This is a genomic window from Nocardia sp. NPDC088792, from assembly GCF_044750615.1.
Lineage (GTDB): Bacteria > Actinomycetota > Actinomycetes > Mycobacteriales > Mycobacteriaceae > Nocardia.
In genome coordinates this window covers 1,017,994-1,034,476 of record NZ_JBIVKC010000003.1, presented here as the reverse complement: position 1 = coordinate 1,034,476, position 16,483 = coordinate 1,017,994, and the positions used below count along the sequence as shown (strand labels likewise).

Annotated in this window: 16 protein-coding genes; 7 read left to right on the top strand and 9 right to left on the bottom strand. The window is 67.9% G+C overall.

All coding sequences use genetic code 11. The features are described from left to right. Positions 1-74: 74 nt before the first annotated feature. Positions 75-1,286 (bottom strand): FAD-dependent monooxygenase, encoded by a 1,212-nt coding sequence (locus ACIP5Y_RS22890; RefSeq protein WP_400352501.1) that lies wholly within the window; start codon positions 1,284-1,286, stop codon positions 75-77. Positions 1,287-1,396: 110 nt separating this feature from the next. On the opposite strand from ACIP5Y_RS22890, the gene ACIP5Y_RS22885 reads away from it, so the two are divergent. Then, positions 1,397-1,969 carry a TetR/AcrR family transcriptional regulator gene (locus tag ACIP5Y_RS22885; RefSeq protein WP_400352499.1) on the top strand — a complete coding sequence of 191 codons (573 nt, stop codon included), beginning with the start codon at positions 1,397-1,399 and terminating at the stop codon, positions 1,967-1,969. 55 nt (positions 1,970-2,024) lie between these two features. Here ACIP5Y_RS22885 and ACIP5Y_RS22880 read toward each other — a convergent pair whose 3' ends face one another. Both ACIP5Y_RS22880 and ACIP5Y_RS22875 read right to left on the bottom strand, forming a co-directional pair. Next, the gene (locus ACIP5Y_RS22880) at positions 2,025-3,587 is read right to left on the bottom strand and encodes an MFS transporter (RefSeq protein ID WP_400353858.1); all 1,563 of its coding nucleotides are present in this window, start codon (positions 3,585-3,587) and stop codon (positions 2,025-2,027) included. Positions 3,588-3,736: 149 nt separating this feature from the next. Next, entirely contained in the window at positions 3,737-5,110 is a 1,374-nt protein-coding gene (locus ACIP5Y_RS22875; RefSeq protein ID WP_400352497.1) for a CoA transferase, read from the bottom strand. Between the two features lie 37 nt (positions 5,111-5,147). Here ACIP5Y_RS22875 and ACIP5Y_RS22870 point away from each other — a divergent pair, with 37 nt between their 5' ends. After that, the gene (locus ACIP5Y_RS22870; protein WP_400352494.1) at positions 5,148-5,906 is read left to right on the top strand and encodes a thioesterase II family protein; all 759 of its coding nucleotides are present in this window, start codon (positions 5,148-5,150) and stop codon (positions 5,904-5,906) included. Positions 5,907-5,912: 6 nt separating this feature from the next. On the opposite strand, the gene ACIP5Y_RS22865 is transcribed toward ACIP5Y_RS22870, so the two are convergent. The 5 genes from ACIP5Y_RS22865 to ACIP5Y_RS22845 form a co-directional block, all read right to left on the bottom strand. Further along, positions 5,913-6,620, bottom strand: a complete 708-nt coding sequence (locus tag ACIP5Y_RS22865) for an O-methyltransferase (protein ID WP_400353856.1) — start codon at positions 6,618-6,620, stop codon at positions 5,913-5,915. A gap of 38 nt (positions 6,621-6,658) precedes the next feature. Beyond that, positions 6,659-7,036 (bottom strand): DUF2784 domain-containing protein, encoded by a 378-nt coding sequence (locus tag ACIP5Y_RS22860; protein WP_400352490.1) that lies wholly within the window; start codon positions 7,034-7,036, stop codon positions 6,659-6,661. A gap of 358 nt (positions 7,037-7,394) precedes the next feature. Next, entirely contained in the window at positions 7,395-8,855 is a 1,461-nt protein-coding gene (locus ACIP5Y_RS22855; RefSeq protein ID WP_400352488.1) for an SDR family NAD(P)-dependent oxidoreductase, read from the bottom strand. A 104-nt stretch (positions 8,856-8,959) separates the two neighbouring features. Beyond that, entirely contained in the window at positions 8,960-10,492 is a 1,533-nt protein-coding gene (locus ACIP5Y_RS22850) for a hypothetical protein (RefSeq protein ID WP_400352486.1), read from the bottom strand. After that, positions 10,489-10,704, bottom strand: coding sequence for a hypothetical protein (locus tag ACIP5Y_RS22845; RefSeq protein WP_400352484.1), 216 nt, complete (start codon positions 10,702-10,704; stop codon positions 10,489-10,491). The genes ACIP5Y_RS22850 and ACIP5Y_RS22845 overlap by 4 nt, the downstream gene beginning before the upstream one ends. Positions 10,705-10,893: 189 nt before the next feature. Between ACIP5Y_RS22845 and ACIP5Y_RS22840 the strand changes: the two genes are divergently transcribed. The 3 genes from ACIP5Y_RS22840 (at position 10,894) to ACIP5Y_RS22830 (ending at position 13,477) form a co-directional block, all read left to right on the top strand. Further along, complete coding sequence (locus ACIP5Y_RS22840; protein WP_400352483.1) at positions 10,894-11,592, top strand: TetR/AcrR family transcriptional regulator; 699 nt, start codon at positions 10,894-10,896, stop codon at positions 11,590-11,592. 99 nt (positions 11,593-11,691) lie between these two features. Then, positions 11,692-12,837, top strand: a complete 1,146-nt coding sequence (locus tag ACIP5Y_RS22835) for an acyl-CoA dehydrogenase family protein (protein ID WP_400352481.1) — start codon at positions 11,692-11,694, stop codon at positions 12,835-12,837. Position 12,838: 1 nt separating this feature from the next. Next, positions 12,839-13,477 (top strand): TetR/AcrR family transcriptional regulator, encoded by a 639-nt coding sequence (locus tag ACIP5Y_RS22830; protein ID WP_400352479.1) that lies wholly within the window; start codon positions 12,839-12,841, stop codon positions 13,475-13,477. 41 nt (positions 13,478-13,518) lie between these two features. Here ACIP5Y_RS22830 and ACIP5Y_RS22825 read toward each other — a convergent pair whose 3' ends face one another. Then, the gene (locus ACIP5Y_RS22825) at positions 13,519-14,565 is read right to left on the bottom strand and encodes a saccharopine dehydrogenase family protein (RefSeq protein WP_400352477.1); all 1,047 of its coding nucleotides are present in this window, start codon (positions 14,563-14,565) and stop codon (positions 13,519-13,521) included. Between the two features lie 148 nt (positions 14,566-14,713). Between ACIP5Y_RS22825 and ACIP5Y_RS22820 the strand changes: the two genes are divergently transcribed. Both ACIP5Y_RS22820 and ACIP5Y_RS22815 read left to right on the top strand, forming a co-directional pair. Further along, positions 14,714-15,595, top strand: a complete 882-nt coding sequence (locus ACIP5Y_RS22820) for an AraC family transcriptional regulator (protein ID WP_400352476.1) — start codon at positions 14,714-14,716, stop codon at positions 15,593-15,595. A 49-nt stretch (positions 15,596-15,644) separates the two neighbouring features. Further along, positions 15,645-16,481: an LLM class F420-dependent oxidoreductase gene (locus ACIP5Y_RS22815; RefSeq protein WP_400352474.1), complete on the top strand. Its 837-nt coding sequence runs from the start codon at positions 15,645-15,647 to the stop codon at positions 16,479-16,481. The last annotated feature ends 2 nt before the right edge of the window (positions 16,482-16,483 follow it).

Sequence of the window (16,483 nt, the reverse complement as noted above, 5' to 3'; positions counted from 1 at the left end):
ATCGTGAAGGCATATGGACGGCCCCGGTGCCGAGCATATGCCCGGCACCGAGGCCGCGAGTTACGTCCCGGCTGTCAGTAATTCGGCAGGCTGTAGTCCTTGGTCTTGGGCTCGAACATCTTCTTGGTCAGCGGCAGCATCACCTTGGAGGTGACCATCCGCATGCTGAACCGTCCCATGGCGACCCCGAACTTGTTGGTGGGCAGCATGTACTTGATGCCACCGCCCGGCAGTTCCTTCGCGCCCTCCAGGAATGGGATGAGCCGCTCCTGATAGCGAGCCTGTGCCCCGGTGAGATCATGTGGCGTGGCGGCGATTTCACCGGCCAGCAGGTAGGCGCCGACGACGGCCATGGCCGTGCCCATACCGGAGAGCGGGGATCCGCAGTAGCCGGCGTCGCCGAGCAGGGTGACCCGGCCCTTCGACAGGTCCGCGACATCGATGCGCGCGAGCTGATCGAAGTAGAAGTCGGGGGTGTCGTCCATGGCCTCGAGAATGCTCGACGCCTTCCATCCCGCCCCGGCGTAGGTGTCGCGGATGAACTGCCGTTGCGCGGCCGGATCGCGGTGCAGGACCGGGTCGTAATCGCGGCGCACGGTGAGGATGGCCTTGGAGGTCGCCGGATCACGATCGGGGCGGATGGCGAACATGGCGCCCGGGATATTGCAGCCCGTCAGCCAGCCTTCCTTGGCATCGGCGGGGGTGGGCATGGAGAAGAAGGCCATGTATCCGCCCAGGTGGGTGGCGAACTCCTCTTCGGGCCCGAAAACCATGCGGCGCGTGGCCGAGTGGACGCCGTCGGCGGCGATGACGAGGTCGAAACGTTCGGTGCCACCGGAGGCGAAGGTGACGTCGACTCCGCGCGCGTCCTGGTCCAGGCGCTCGATCCAGTCGCCGTAGCGGTAGTCCAGCGGTCCGTCGGTTTCGGCGATGAGGTCCAGCAGCACCTGGTTGAGATCGCCGCGGGAGATTTCGATCTCGGCGGCGGGGCCGTTGCCGTCGAACGCGTGGACCGGCAGTTCGGCGTACTGCTTGCCCTGTTCGGTGACATAGAGCCAGCCGCGCTCGTCGAGCTGCAGCTTGCGCACGCCGGGCATGAGGCCCATGCGCTCGGCGACTTCCCTGCTGGCGGTGCGCAGGTCCACGGCTTGTCCGCCGGGGCGGGGAGTGGCGGCGCGTTCGACGACGGTGGTGGCGATGCCGGCGCGAATCAGTTGCAGCGCAACGGCATTGCCGGCGATGCCGCCGCCGGCGACGAGGATGCGGAGGGTGGAGGTGGTGCTCATCGTGGTTCCCCTTGTGATGCGGCTTGGTCGTACCGTCTAAGACAAATGTCTAACACATGGCTGGCACGCCTGTCTAGAACAAATGTCTAAGACGCTGGTAGGGTGGGGTCATGGGAAACCGAGAAGACCTGCTGACGGGCGCACGCCGGGCCGTCCTGGACCGCGGCCTGGCCAAGGTGACCGCCCGTGACATCGCCAATGCCGCCGGCGTGAGCCTGGCCGCCATCGGATACCACTTCGGATCCAAGGACCGCCTCGTCATGGAGGCGATCACCGAGGGCATCGGCGACGCGGTGGGCGACGGCATGGAGGCCGCGATCGTCGATGCGGGGGAGGGCCACTCGCCCCGGGAGGCGATCGGGCCCACCTGGAACGGCCTGATCGACGTCATCCGGCAGAATCGCGAAGCGCTGTTGCTGAGCACCGAGAACGGTGTGCAGATCGCCCGCGACCCCGAAGCCCAGCAGTTCATGATCGAGGCAACCGCCCAGGCGCACGGCGGCATCACCGCCGCGGTCCACCGCGCCTATCCCGAGATGTCCGAGGCGCAGGCCGAGGCGGTGGCCAAGCTCTATTTCGTTCTGTTCCAGGGCTTCGCGGTGCAGTGGCTGATCGCGCCGGACGCGCCACTGCTCGACGGCGACGGACTGGTGACAGCCATCGAAGCCCTACGCGGACAGTAACTCCCCGCGCGGGCACGGACCCGCTCCGCGGGCACCGAGTTCGGCCCCGGGCAACTCATCCCGGCGGCACATGCCGCAGCCGCGTCATCGCGATCAGCGCCAGCAGCAACGCCGCGCCCGCCGCGATGGCCGAGGTCAGGTGCATCCCCATGAGGAACGCCTGCTTGGCGGCCTCGGCCACCGACGAGCCGAGCTTCCCGGGCAGCGTCCCGGCGACTTGCAATGCCGCGCCGAGCGTGTCGCGGGAGTTGTTGGTGTCGGCGTCACTGAGCCCGAAGGGCAGGGTGGTGGACAGCTGGCCGCGGTACAGCGCGATGCTGATACTGCCGAGGATCGAGATGCCGAGCGCCCCACCGAATTCGGCCCCCGTCTCCGACAATCCGGAGGCGGCCCCGGCCTGCTCCGGCGGCGCGGTACCGACAATGAGTTCGGTGGTGATCCCGAAGACCGGCGCCAGCCCGAACGAGACGAGCAGCGAGGCGGCGATGGTGAGTTCCACGCCGCCGCTGGCGGTGATCCTGGTGAGCAGCAGTAGTCCGGCCGCGGCCATGGTCATACCCACGCCGATCATGTAGGCCGGCCGCACCACCTTCATGATCCGCGGACCCAGCTGGGAACCGATCATGAACCCCAATCCGGCCGGAATGGTGGCGATTCCGGCCCGCAACGGCGACATCCCCAGCACCAGCTGGAAGTACTGCCCCACGAACAGGAAATATCCGAACGCCACGAAGATCGCGACCATATTGATGGTGAGCGCGGTGCGGAAACTACCCAGCCGGAACAACCGCAGATCCAGCATCGGCTCCTCCGCGGTGAGCTGGCGGCGCACGAACACCACCCCGACGATCGCCCCGATCACCAACGCCCCCACCGAGAGTGGCCCCGGTCCGTTCTGCGCGACTTCCTTCATGCCGAACACCAGCAGCAGCACCCCGAGGATGCACAGTCCCGCACTGATCAGATCCAGTCTCCCCGCATGCGGATCCCGATACTCCGGCAACACCTTGGGCGCCAGGATCAGCAACAGCACCATGACCGGAACCGCCAGCAGGAACACCGATCCCCACCAGAAATGCTCGAGCATGATGCCGCCGGCCAACGGCCCGACCGACCCGCCGACCGAGTAGGACCCCACCCACACGCCGACCGCGACGGAACGCTGATGGGGATCGCGGAACATGCTGAAGATCAACGAGAGAGTGGACGGCGCGAGAGTGGCTCCGGCCACGCCGAGAATGGCGCGACACCCGATCAGGATGGGCGCCGACGGGGCGAAGGCCGCGATGACCGACACCACCGCGAAGGCGGCGGCGCCGGTCATCAATAGTCGTCTGCGCCCGATCCTGTCGCCGATGGTGCCCATGGTGAGCAGCAGCCCGGCGACCATGAACCCGTAGACGTCGATGATCCAGAGCAACTGGGAGCTGGTGGGGTGCAACCTCTCACTGATCTGCGGTACCGCGAGGTGCAGGACGGTGAGGTCCATGGAATACACCAGGCATGCCAGCGCCAGGACCGCTAAACCGGTCCACTCGCGGCGTGTCACTGCAAGACGACCTCCATCGTCGGCGGCAGTAAACAAAGGGGCAGGTGTGTCCACGATGACGTCCTCCATCCGCATACCGGCAACCGCCGGCATAAATGATGTCGGTTTCAGGATCTCATCTATTAACGGCACAAAAACCCGTATGCCGGAAGGCAATTCACATTATTCGCTGATGTACTTGCGAGTGTGCGTGCACTTGAAGCTCAAACGTTTTCTGGTTATCTCGAACCGTCCGGTCTGGGCAGCCAGGCGGGTCCGTCCTCGCCGTATGGCGGTGCGGGCCAAGGATGATCGGGATACTCGGCGAGCGCCGGGCGCGCCGTGGCGACCGCACCGTGCGTGACGGCATATCGCTGGTCCGGATCCTGCGCGGCTGCATGATCCGGCGTCCGGCCCGGCGCCGACAGCAGCCAAGATCCCGTGCGAGCCAGCGCAACTCGCACCTCCCGGCCCAGACCGTCGCCCTCGCGGGCGTGCAACGCGTCGAGCAACCCGGCCGCCAGCAGGTAGCCACTGGCATGGTCGAGAGCCTGCGCCGGCAGCGCCCCGACCCGCGACGCATGCGGTGAATTGCCCGGCATGCCTTCGATGAGCGATATTCCGGAGGCCGCTTGCACGATGCTGTCGAAACCGCGTCGATCACCCCACGGACCGCGCTCACCCCATGCCGAAACTCGGCCGTGAACAATTCCCGGACTAATTTCCGAGGGTTGCACACCGAGTCGTTCCAAGGCGCCCGGTCGGTAACCCGTGACGAGAATGTCCGCATTGCTGATCAATTCGCGAAAAACAGGAAGATCGGTGTGCAAATCGAGTAGTGTGGTCCGCTTACCTTGGCACGTGTCCAGATACTGCCAGTGGATTTCGGGTAGCTGCGGAGGATCCACCCGCAGCACATCCGCGCCCAGCAGCGCCAGCGCGCGCGTGGCTATCGGTCCCGCGATCACCCGCGTCAAGTCCAGTACACGGATCCCGCGCAACGGCAGCAGCTGGGTTGCCGCGGAACGAGATCGGATCACGCCCTCATCGGCGCGCGTCTCGACGGCGACGAGCGGCCCCGACGCGGCCGCCTTGCCCTGCGGGCTGTCCGCCCATTCGGTCTCGGCGCGCACCCGCACCGCGATCGCACCGGCCTCGTGCGCCCGCGCCTCGACCTCCGCGGCAGGCAGTGCGGCAAGCCGACTTTCGAGCGCCGCGCGAGTGGCGTCGCCGGGCAGCTCCAGCGCCGCCAGCAAGCGAACGCGATGATGCGGATAGTTGGCATGCGTACGCACCCAAGCGTCCGCAGCCCGGAAAAACCCAGAAAATTCTGCGAAGCCCACGGCGGGCAAACCGTTCCGGCGGAACAACCGATCACTCGCGAAGGCCGCCGCCACCCTACCCGGATCCGGAACGCTCACCAACGGCGTCGATCCGTAGGCGACGCGGCGCCGATCGGCCGCCGCACCGAACGCCGCGACCGCACCACCCGACAGAGCCCACACGGGCAGCGTCGCAGCCAGATTCGCGCCCGGATCGACGGCGGGCATACTCGTTCGGGTGACCCCGACCCCGGACTCGTAATCGTGGACCAGCGCCTCATACGTACCCACGAGTCCGACACTAACGCTTGAAGGAGGACCCGCCGTGGTGGCAAATCTCACCGGCACAGACTGGCTGCGCGCCCTGAAACCGGCCGCCGACCCGGCGATCGCCCTGGTGTGCCTACCACCCGGCGGCGGCTCGGTCACCGCCTACCGGGCCCTGGCGCAGCGATTCGATTCCGGCACCGCGGTATTCGGCGTCCAATATCCGGGCCGCCAGGACCGCCTGGGCGAACCCCTCGTACCGGTGCTCACCGACCTCGCCGAGCAGACCGCCCGGGACCTGCTGACGTGGCCCCGGACCCAGCGCCTCACCCTCTTCGGCCACAGCATGGGCGCCACCGTCGCCTACGAAACCGCCCGCCGCCTCGAAGCCGCGGGCCGACCGGCGGCACACCTGTTCGTATCCTGCCGCCCGGCACCCGATTTCGACGAGACCGGCACCTTCCACAAGGGCTCGGACAGCGACCTCATCGGCCAGCTCGAGCTCCTCTCCAACGACCCGGAATCGGTCGGCATCCTGCGCGCCGAACCCGGCCTCGCCGAAGTGGTGCTGCCCGCGGTCCGCAACGACTACGAAGCCGTCGAGACCTACCGCCACCAGCCGGGCGAGCCGCTGAGCACCCCGATCACCACCCTGCTGAGCACCGCCGACCCGACCACCACCGAAGCGCAAGCGGGGGAGTGGCGCCGCTTCACCAGCGGCGACTTCGAACTCGCCACCTTCCCGGGCGGCCACTTCTACCTGGATCTGCCCGAAAACCAGCCGGCCATAGCCGAATTGATCACCCGCCGGCTCGGCTGACGGCACTCAGCCCAGATACTCCGACTCCAACACGAGATCCTCGAGCAGGGACTGGTATTCGACGTGGGTGCGGTGCTCCACTGTGCGCCAGTCCTTGCCCTCGTGCCGGCGCATGTACCGCAGATAGTCCGGAGCGCCGGGCACCCCGACATTGTCCGCGACCACGATCGCGCCCGGCCGCAGCCACCCCGCCGCCAGGATCGACTCCAGGTCGGCCAGATAGGCCTCTTTGGTGTGGTCGAGGAACAGGAAATCGTCTGCACCCGGCCCGAAATCGTGGTCGACGGCCAGCCGGCGCAGCGTCGCGCCCCCGTCGCCGATGGTGCCGACCACCACGCTCACGCGATCGGCGAGCCCGGCATGGGCAATGATGGCCCGCGCGATTTCCGCATTGGGGGCACTGAATTCGACCGACACCAGTCGCGCGGCCGCCGGCATGACGCGCCCGATGCGCACCGCGCTGTAACCGCAATAGGTCCCCAGCTCGAGCAGCAGCCTCGGCTGCGCCTTGCGCACCGCCGCATCGAGGATCAGCCCCTTCTCATCCCCGACATTGACCAGCATGCTGCGGTGCCGGGCGAAATCATCCATGGCCGCAAGCACACTCGCGGGATCGCCCGATATCGCGTTCGCGAGCACATGATCCCGCACCGCCGCCTCCCGGCCGTCACCCCACTGCCCGGTGCGCATGAAAGAGCGGTATCCGCGCGCCATCCCGATCGCGGACTTGACGAGATACGGGATCCGATCCTTCATGCCGCCCGCCGCACTGCCTGCCGCCGGCGCCGCAACCAGTAGAAACCGAACCAGGACACCACAACACAGATGGCGACCAGGACGCGTACGAGGTCGAGATCGCTGCGGGGATAGAGCACCCCGGTGATGTAGTGGTCGATGAAGCCGCTCGACGGCAGTCCGGCCTCGCCGGCCTTGTGCCGCGCCCAGTTCTCCAGCTCGGTCAGCGGGCAATCGACCTTGAACAGCACCGTGCCGAAGCCCCAGACGACAGCGGCTATGTGCAGCCAGATGGTCCAGCGCCACCGCCACGCGATGAATCCGCCGACCACCACGTAGATGACGAACGCGAAATGTACGACCGCCGTCGCATCGGCCAGCAGCCGGTACCACATCACCCCAGCATAGGCCCCGGCGTAGGGGAGAGGCAGTAAGTTCCATATCCACACGCAGATATGCGCATCTATCTATGTGTCCCGGGTTTGGTTGCAGCAGTGGGGGAGTAGGCCGGCCCACCTTGCGCCCCGCGAGCCTGGGAGGGACGCCGGTCCTCGCCGTGGTGGCGGGGAGTGCCGTCCGCGGAGTCGCTCCAGGTCAGGTCCACTCCTTATTAATTACATATCTATACAGGGATATGCGCATCTAAGCATGTATTGCGCTTACTCTCATCCGTCCGGTCAGAACGAAAAAGAGCTATTCAAAACCGCAAGGAGGGGACGGGGCCCGGCTCGGAAGAGGCTGGGCCGCAGGCGGTTACCAGTTGGAGGGTTCGTAGTCCTTGAGGAAGCAGCCGTAGAGGTCATCGCCGGCTTCGCCGCGGACGATGGGGTCGTACACGCGGGCTGCGCCGTCGACGAGGTCGAGGGGCGCGTGGAAGCCTTCCTCGGCGAGGCGGATCTTGGTGTAGTGCGGGCGCTCGTCGGTGATCCAGCCGGTGTCGACGGCGGTCATGAGGATGCGGTCGGCCTCGAACATTTCACGAGCGCTGGTGCGGGTCAGCATGTTCAGCGCGGCCTTGGCCATATTGGTGTGCGGGTGACCGGCGCCTTTGTAGCCGCGGGCGAAGACGCCTTCCATGGCGGAGACGTTCACGACGTACTTGCGGCGGGAGGGTGAGGCGGCCATGGACGGCCGTAGTCGAGAGATGAGGATGAACGGCGCGACCGAATTGCACAGCTGCACTTCGAGGAGTTCGGTGGCGTCGACCTCGGCGACGGTCTGCACCCAGCTGTTGGTGTGTGCGAGGTCGGGGACCAGGCCGCCGGCGTCGATGGCGACGCCTTGTGAAATGCGTTCGGGCGTGGCCGATCCCGCGACGAGGGCGAGGTCGGTGATGTCGGCGGCGGTGAGGCCCGGGGTGAGGGATGCGGTGAGCGCGGTCGGGTGGGCCTGCATGGTTTTACCGAAGGTGAGGACGTCGGGCAGTGCGCCCGCGGGCAGTGGCCCGTTCTCGGCTTCGACGAGTGCGCTGTAGGCGCCGGTGGAGCGGCGTACGGTCTGCGCGGCATTGTTGATGAGGATGTCGAGGGGGCCTTGGGCCGCAACATCATCCGCGAGGGCGACGACCTGGGCGGGATCGCGCAGGTCGATGCCGACGATGCGCAGCCGGTGCAGCCAGTCGGCGCTGTCGTGCTGGGCGGCGAAGCGGCGGACGGCGTCGTTGGGGAAGCGCGTGGTGATGGTGAGATGGGCGCCGTCGCGCAGCAGGCGCAGCGCGATGTACATGCCGATCTTGGCGCGGCCGCCGGTGAGCAGGGCGCGGCGGCCGGTGAGGTCGGTGCCGGCGTCGCGTTTGGCGTGGCTGGTGGCGGCGCAGTCGGGGCAGAGTTGGTGGTAGAAGGCGTCGACGCGGGTGTAGCGCTGCTTGCAGATGTAGCAGGGCCGCGGGCGCAGTAGTTCGCCGGCGCTGCCGTCGTTGGTGCTGGAGCTGATGGGGATGCCGGCGGTTTCGTCGTCGATGCGGTTGGGTGATCCGGTGGCGGTGGCGGCGACGACCGCGCGGTCGTTGGCCTGTACGGCGTCGCGGGCTTCGAGGCGTTTGCGCCGTTTGAGTTGTTTGAACATGTGGCCGACCGCGCGCTGGACGGTGAGGGAGTCCGGATCGTCCTTGTCGAGCTGTCCGGCGCGTTCGATGACGCGCAGGCAGATGGCCAACTCTTCGGGATCGATGGTCGAGGAGTCGGTCGGGTACGCCGGGGTGCTGTGCTCGGCCATCGGAAAGCGGGGTGATCCTTCGTGCGGGGGCAGTTGACCGAGTCATTCTCTCATTGCGTTGCCCCGGTGTTTGCCGCCCCCGTCCGCGGGCCGGGGTGGTCCGGCTATTCGGCGGCGGCGCCGACGGGTTGGAGTTGGCTCGCGTCGTGGTCGCGGCCGAGTTGGCGAGCGCGGTCGGTGAGCAGGGTGAGGAGTCCGTCCGGGATTTCGGTGCGGACCTGAATCAGGGCCTGCCACACCGTATCCGGGGTGTCGGTGGTGAGGGCGGCGAGGAATTCCTCGCGGTCGTCCATGCCATCGATGAGTGCGAGGACGCGGGCGCGGCCGCTGTGCTCCTGGGTGAGGGCGATGTCGACGAGGGTGTGGATGTTGTCGCTGCGGGAGGCGGCGAGTACTGCGGCGAGGAGTTGTTCGCGGGTGAGGTCACCGACGCAGTCGGCGAGGGTGGGTTTGGCGGTGTCGGGGAGTGCGTCGACGAGGGGGAGTGCTTGCGCCCAGAGGTCGTGGTCGGCGGTGGCGGTGATGACGGCGCGCAGTACGTCGGGTTCGTTCATGACGGGTAGTGCGGCCATGCGCCGGCGGTTGTCGGCGGTGAGGGCGAGTGCGACGGGGATCATGGCTTCCCAGAGTCCGCTGAGGTGGGCGTCGCGGATGAGGTCTTCGAGGTGGGCGTCGTCCTGGTCGCCGAGGCGGGTGGCGATGAAGGTGAGTTGTGCGGCGGGCAGGTGGGCGGCCAGGGGTAGCAGGTTGGTCCATTGGCCGCCGTCGAGTGCGCTGTCCATGATGGCGGCGAGGACGGTTTCGTCGTGGACGGGTGGTCGTTCGGCGAACAGGCGCAGGCTGTGGTGGCTCATGGCGCTGGTGATGGGTAGCAGGGTGGTCCAGGCGTCGAGTTCGGCGACGGCGGTGATGAGGGTGTCGAGGACGTCGCCGCCGAGGCCGGCGGCGGTGTCGCCGATCCAGGCGCGGTTGTGGGGTGCGATGGAGTCGAGCAGGTCGATGCCTTCGGCCCACATGTGTTGTTCGGCGGCGGCGCGGATGACGCCGGGGACGCGGTCGGCGACGATGTGCAGGACCTTGTCGATGGCGGATTTGTCTTCGAGCAGGAAGGCGATGCGCAGCAGGTCGGTGTCGCTCATGACGGGTGCGGCGGCGCGCAGGGCGGGTTCGGGGACGACGTGTACGAAGCGGCCCATGGTGATGTGGTCGCCGCGGGAAAGTAGTTCGCGCGCAACGTCGGTGATCATGCGGGGTGGGACGGCGGCGATGATGGCGGCGGTGCGGCGCGGGTCGAGTCCGGTGGCGCATTCGGCGAGGAAGGGCCCGGACAGGGATTTGGCGATGTCGACGGCGCGGGAGGGTTCGACGGCGCTGGCGACGGCGGCGCAGAGGATGGGTCCGAAGGCGCGTTCGGCGATCTTGGCGCTGATGGCGACGGGCACGATCTTGCTGGCGGTGGCGATGGCGCGCAGGCGTTTGGTGTCGCGGTCGAAGAGCCGGTCGGTGACGCGTTCGCGGTATTCACGGATGGCGGCGGGTGGCAGGTCGACGAGGAAGTCGAGTTCGGTGGGGTCGGTAACGCCGAGCAGGCGTGCGAGTTTGGTGGTTTCGGCGACGGCTACCAGGTGTTCGCTCACAGTCCGAGGGCTTTCTTGACGGCCGGGCGCATGAGGCGCGGGACGAAGTCGAGGGAGGTGGACAGGGCGGCGTCGAGGGTGTCGCGCCGGCGGTCCATGGCGTCGGTGAGGAGCCGGTCGAGTTCGGTGAGGTCGGCGTCGGTGAGCTGCGCGAAGGCGTCGGGCAGGGGTGCGCGCAGGGTGGTGCTGAGCTGACTGGCTGCGTCTGACATCGGTGTCTTTCCGGTTGATCGTACTGCCGGTACGGGTTCCGATACTGGCAGTACGTTTGGTGCGAAAGCAATGTGCTTCTGATGCGCCGGGCTGTGGTATCTGTCACTTGACGTGCCGGTAACCAAGCGGTTTGTGCGCGCTGGTGAGGGCAATCCAGCGCGTACCGGCGGTACGTGTATGCTTCGCCCGTGGCTCGTAGCAGTGCCGGGTCTGCCCCGCGGACAGTGACCCGCGACGACATCGTGGATGCGGCGATCCGGGTGATCGATCGCGACGGCCCCCGACCCAGCATGGACGACATCGCCCGCGAGGCGAACATCACCAAACCCCGGCTGTATCGGCAGTTCGCCGACAAGGGGGATCTGTTCACCGAGATCGCGACACGCATGTCGCGGCAGGCCTTCTCGGCCACCGGTAGCGATATGACGCTGATGTTGCAGCCGCCGCGCGCCGCGTTGCGCCGGGTGTTCACCGACTACGCGCAGGGAATCCTGGAGCACCCGAACGTCTTTCGCTTCCTGGGGCAAGGGCAGGTGGTGCAGCAGTCGGGTTCGGGTGTGCTGCAACTGGATCTGGGCCGCCAGGCCGCGGCGCGATTGAGCAAGATGGCGCGCTCGGTGGCCGAGGCGGTGCCGCTGGAGACCTCGGGGCTGGACTATCTCTCGCGCGCGCTGATCGGGCTGCTGGTCTCGATCACCGATCTGTGGCTCAGCGACTCCGATACGCCGAGCACCGAGCAGACCGCGGAGTTCATCGATCAGGCCACCGAGCTGGCGTGGGGGCTGATCGACGGGTATCTGCGCCGCCAGCACGTCGAGGCCGATCCGGACACGCCGATCTTCACTACGCTCGCCGAGGTCAATCAGGCCCGGTCCAGCGGCCTGTGACGCCTTGTTGACAGCGCGCCAATAGCCGTGCACCCTTGTGGGCAAGACGCGCAGGACCGGCAACGGCGCCGCGCGTGGGCACGACGTGAGGGATTGACGATGGCACGCCCCGCATGGAGCGACGACGAGGTCGAGGCGGTACGAGGACTGGCGAGCACCTTCTTCGAGAAGGAGGTGATCCCGCACGAGGAGAAGTTCATCGCCCAGGGCCATCCCGACCGCGCCCTGTACAACCGGGCCGGCGAACTCGGCCTGCTGTGCGCGGCGATCCCGGCCGAATACGGTGGCGGCGGCGGCACATTCGCCCACGAGGCCGCGATCATCGAAGCCCAGGCGCACCTCGGTGACGGGTCACTGGGCATGTCGGTGCACTCCTCGATCATCGCGCCCTACATCCGCGAATTCGGTTCCGAGGAACTGAAACAGCGCGTACTGCCCAAGGCCGCCAGCGGTGAGATGGTGCTGTCCATCGGCATGACCGAGCCCGGCACGGGCTCGGATCTGCAGAACATCAAGACCCGCGCGGTGCGAGAAGGCGACGAGTACGTCATCACCGGGTCGAAGATCTTCATCTCCAACGGCTGGCTGTGCGACGGCATCATTCTCGCCTGCAAGACCGACGCGAGCCTGGGCGCGGCCGGTGTCTCGCTCATCTTCGCCGAGGTCGGCGACGACGTCGAAGGGTTCAAGCGCGGCCGCATCCTGTCCAAGATCGGCGGCAAGGCCCAGGACACCGCGGAACTGTTCTTCGACGGCCTGCGGGTGCCCGCCTCGAACCTGCTGGGCACGGCCGAGGGCCAGGGCTTCTATCAGATGATGCAGATGCTCGCCCAGGAACGCCTGGTCACCGCGATCCTGGCGGTGGCGATGATGGAGAAGGCCGTCGAGCTGACCGTCGACTACACCAAGGGCCGCGAAGCGTTCGGCAAGCCGCTGTTCGCGATGCAGAACACCCGATTCGAGCTGGCCGAGTGCGCGACCATCGCGACGGTGAGCCGGGTATTCCTGGACGATTGCATCAGCAAGCACCTGCGCGGGGAGCTCGATATCCCCACCGCGGCCATGTCGAAATACTGGTTGACCGACCAACTCGGTATCGTGGTGGATCGCTGCCTGCAGTTCTTCGGTGGCTATGGCTACATGACCGAATACCCGATTTCCCAGTTGTACACCGGCGCCCGGGTTCTGCGGATCCTCGCGGGCGCCAACGAGGTGATGAAGGACCTCATTGCCCGCTCACTCTGACATGACGATCGAGCCGGCCGCCGGCGACGACACCCCGTCGCGCCGCCGCCGGCTCGAACCGGACGAACGCCGCGCGCAGATCTTGTCCTGCGCCATCGACATGTTCGGCGAACGTCCCTACGCGGCCGTGTCCACCGCCGAGCTCGCACAGCGGGCCGGGGTGGCGCGCGGCCTGATCAACCACTACTTCGGCAATAAACGCGACCTGTACCTGGCGGTCGTGCGCCGCATGGTGACCCTGCCGCGCCCCGACCACATGCGCGCGCCCACCGGCACCCTGCCCGAACGCGTGGACGGCAGCGTGAACTGGCTGCTGGACACCATCGGCGAGCACGGCACCACCTGGGTGAAGGTCACCGGTCTGGAAGGCATCGGCGACGACCCACAGGTGCAGCGCATCCTCGACGAGGCCGACAATGCCGCCGCCGAGCGCGTGGTGGCGATGATGGGCCTGTCGGACTCGCTGCACAGTGCCGAATTACGGGCTCTGGTGCGGTGTTACGGCGGACTGGTGAAAGCCGCGGGCCGGGAATGGATCGTGCGCAAGTCCCTGACCCGCGCCCAGGTGCACGGCCTGCTCACCGATTCCTTGCTCACCCTCATCGGCGATACGTTCCCGAAGATCAACGACCCGAACTGAACCCGAGCGGGCCGCAACGCCCGCGACGGGTCCCTCGGCGGTCATACGGTGGCGGTGGTTTCCACCGCCCAGTCGACGCCTTCGGTGGTGAGGTAGTCGAGGAAGTCGGCGGGGTCGAAAGCCTGTGCGGGGGTGAGGGCTCCGGCCGGGGCGGCGCCGGTGGCCAGGCGGCGGGCGGCTTCCACCGCGATGACGGCGGTGTGGCGGTAGCCGTCGATGCCGGTGACCCAGCCGCGGGCGCGGGTGCCGTCGGCGGCGGTGGCCTCGGCGAGCATGAGCCAGCGGGAGGCGTTGCGGGCGTCGAGGTCCGGGACTTCGGGGATGGAATCGACCACCTCGGGGGTCAGGGCCGCGAACAGGTCGCCGGCTTCGGCGCGCATGGCATTGCGCACGCGGCGCGCGGTCACATGGCGGGGGATGGTGGCGATGCCGGGCAGGGCGAAGGCGCTGACCGGGATCGGGGTGGTCTCGCCGGGCGGGGTGAGGGGTGCGAGGGGTGCGCCGTGGCCGAGATGCCAGGCGCCGTCGCTGAATTCCAGGGCCGGGCTGTCCAGGATCGCCGCCATGGATCGTGCCGTGCCGCGAGAAGCGCCGCCCGCGACGGGGATCCGCAGGTCGGCGATGAGGAAATCCTCGACCGGGGCACCGAGGCGCGCGGCGGTCAGGGCGGCGATCAGGTCACCGGGTCCGCCGTCATCGGCCATGGCGGGCACGATCGTGATGCCCGCCTGTTGTGCGGCGCCGCCGAAGGTTTCGAGGACGCGGTGAATGTAGCCCTGTTCGCCGGCGGTGTCGACATAGTGCACGCGCGCGGCCAGCGCGGCGCGGATCACCGGTTCACCCCACAGGGTGAACGGGCCGGCGGTATTGAGCACGGCGTCGCAGTCGGCGAATGCCGCTGTCAGAGCATCGATATCGTCCAGGGTCGCGACGCGGATCTCCGGGTCGGGGAGTCCGGCGGCCTCGGCGGTGCGCGCCAGCCGGTCGGCATTGCGCCCGACCAGAACCGGGACGAATCCGCGCCGGTGCGCCTGGGCGATGGCCAGGGAGCCGGTGAATCCGCTGGCCCCGAAGACGGCAATTCTCATGGTCGGCAACTCCATTGCTGGTGGGGGTGGAGCCGGGAAGCGGCCCGCACACCACGCTATGGACTGCGCGCAGGACGATAAATGCTCGATACTCCGGTGCAGATGTCCGATCGTCCGACGGCAGCGCATCGCTGGGTACGGTGAATGGATGGATCTGCTCAGTGATGCCGTCGCTGCCATGCGCACCGGCACCCCGCATTCCAATCGCAGCGAGAACCGTGCCCCCTGGCAGCAGTCGTTCCCGGCGCAGCAGGGTGCGGGATTCCATGTGGTGCTCCAGGGTTCGTGCTGGCTCATCCCGAGCGCGGGCGACCCGATCCGGTTGCTGGCCGGCGATGTCGCCTTCCTGCCGCGCGAACGCGGTCACACCATCGGCGACAGCCCGCACCCCGATCATCGCGACAGCACGGCGGGCACGGCCGTGATGTTGTGCGGGGCATACCTTCTCGATCAGAGTCGCGCGCATCCGCTGCTGGCCGAACTGCCCGATGTCATCCATCTTCCGGCGCGCGTCGGGCACCACACCCCGCTGCGCGGCGCCATCGAGCTGCTCGGCCACGAACTCGACACCGACCATGATTCCGGCGCCATCGCGCCACTGCTCGAGGTCCTGCTGCTCTACATGCTGCGCGCCTGGTACGACGACCATCCCGCCGACACCGGCTGGTCGGCCGCCCTGTACGACCCGGCCATCCATGCGGCCCTGACCGCGGTGCACCGCGCGCCGGGCGCGCCGTGGACGGTGAAAGCCCTTGCCGCACAAGCGGGTCTGTCGCGCTCGGTGTTCGCGCAGCGTTTCACCGCGACGCTCGGTATCGCGCCGCAGTCCTATCTCACCTGGTGGCGGATGACCCTGGCCGCGCGCATGCTCCGCGATACCGACGCACTGCTGCGGGTGATCGCCGAGAAATCCGGTTACACCTCCGAATACGCCTTCGCGAAGGCGTTCAAGCGCGAATTCGGTGTCGCTCCGGGTCGTTTCCGGGCCGCGGACCCTGTGCAGGTATCGCTGATCCGCGCCACCGCATGATCCGGGCTGGCCGGGAATGCGGGTCGATCGCGGTGTGTTGGCGCTCGATATGGCAAAGGATGGCTTGGGACGCCTCGGCGTATGGATCCACTACGCATCACTGACCCCGCAACTGCTGGGGGAGGTGGAAGAACTCGGCTACGGGACGGTCTGGCTGGGTGGTTCACCGCCGCCGGACTGGGACGGCCTGGAGGCCCCGCTGGCCGCGACGAACTCCATCGTCGTCGGCACCAGCATCGTGAATGTGTGGGCAACCCCGCCCGAGCAGGCCGTGCAGGGCTTCCACCGATTCGAGGACAAGTTCCCCGGCCGCTACTTCCTGGGCATCGGCGCCGGTCACCGCGAACACACCGGCACCTACGCCAAACCCTATGACGCCCTGGCCGCCTACCTCGACGTCCTCGAAGCCGGTGGCGTACCGCGCGAGCGCCGCGGCCTGGCCGCCCTGGGCCCGCGGGTCGCGACGCTCGCCGCCACCCGCAGCGCCGGCGCGCTGCCCTACCTGACGGTCCCCGAGCACACCGCGAGCCTGCGCGAACTGCTCGGTCCCGACGCGCTCATCGTCACCGAGCACAAGGCCGTCCTCGACGAGGACACCGAGCGCGCCCGCGCCACCGCCCGCGCCCGCGTCGGCTTCTACCTGGGCCTGTCCAACTATGTGAGCAACCTGCGCCGCTTCGGCTTCACCGACGAGGACCTGACCGAGCCCGGCAGTGACCGTTTCGTCGACGCCGTGGTCGCCCACGGCAGCCCCGAACAGGTTGCCGACGGCCTCACCGCGCATCTGCGCGCGGGCGCGGATCAGGTCGCCGTGCAGGTCCTCGCCGAGAACCCGCTGCCCGCACTGCGCACGCTGGCTCCGCTGCTGGCCGCGCGCGCGAACTGACT

Coding starts and splice junctions, on each gene's coding strand:
- ACIP5Y_RS22845 (WP_400352484.1), bottom strand. CDS start 10,704: ATGTCAGACGCAGCCAGTCAGCTCAGCACCACCCTGCGCGCACCCCTG.
- ACIP5Y_RS22835 (WP_400352481.1), top strand. CDS start 11,692: ATGGCACGCCCCGCATGGAGCGACGACGAGGTCGAGGCGGTACGAGGA.
- ACIP5Y_RS22825 (WP_400352477.1), bottom strand. CDS start 14,565: ATGAGAATTGCCGTCTTCGGGGCCAGCGGATTCACCGGCTCCCTGGCC.
- ACIP5Y_RS22830 (WP_400352479.1), top strand. CDS start 12,839: ATGACGATCGAGCCGGCCGCCGGCGACGACACCCCGTCGCGCCGCCGC.
- ACIP5Y_RS22880 (WP_400353858.1), bottom strand. CDS start 3,587: ATGGAGGACGTCATCGTGGACACACCTGCCCCTTTGTTTACTGCCGCC.
- ACIP5Y_RS22855 (WP_400352488.1), bottom strand. CDS start 8,855: ATGGCCGAGCACAGCACCCCGGCGTACCCGACCGACTCCTCGACCATC.
- ACIP5Y_RS22860 (WP_400352490.1), bottom strand. CDS start 7,036: ATGTGGTACCGGCTGCTGGCCGATGCGACGGCGGTCGTACATTTCGCG.
- ACIP5Y_RS22820 (WP_400352476.1), top strand. CDS start 14,714: ATGGATCTGCTCAGTGATGCCGTCGCTGCCATGCGCACCGGCACCCCG.
- ACIP5Y_RS22885 (WP_400352499.1), top strand. CDS start 1,397: ATGGGAAACCGAGAAGACCTGCTGACGGGCGCACGCCGGGCCGTCCTG.
- ACIP5Y_RS22815 (WP_400352474.1), top strand. CDS start 15,645: ATGGCAAAGGATGGCTTGGGACGCCTCGGCGTATGGATCCACTACGCA.
- ACIP5Y_RS22890 (WP_400352501.1), bottom strand. CDS start 1,286: ATGAGCACCACCTCCACCCTCCGCATCCTCGTCGCCGGCGGCGGCATC.
- ACIP5Y_RS22865 (WP_400353856.1), bottom strand. CDS start 6,620: ATGGCGCGCGGATACCGCTCTTTCATGCGCACCGGGCAGTGGGGTGAC.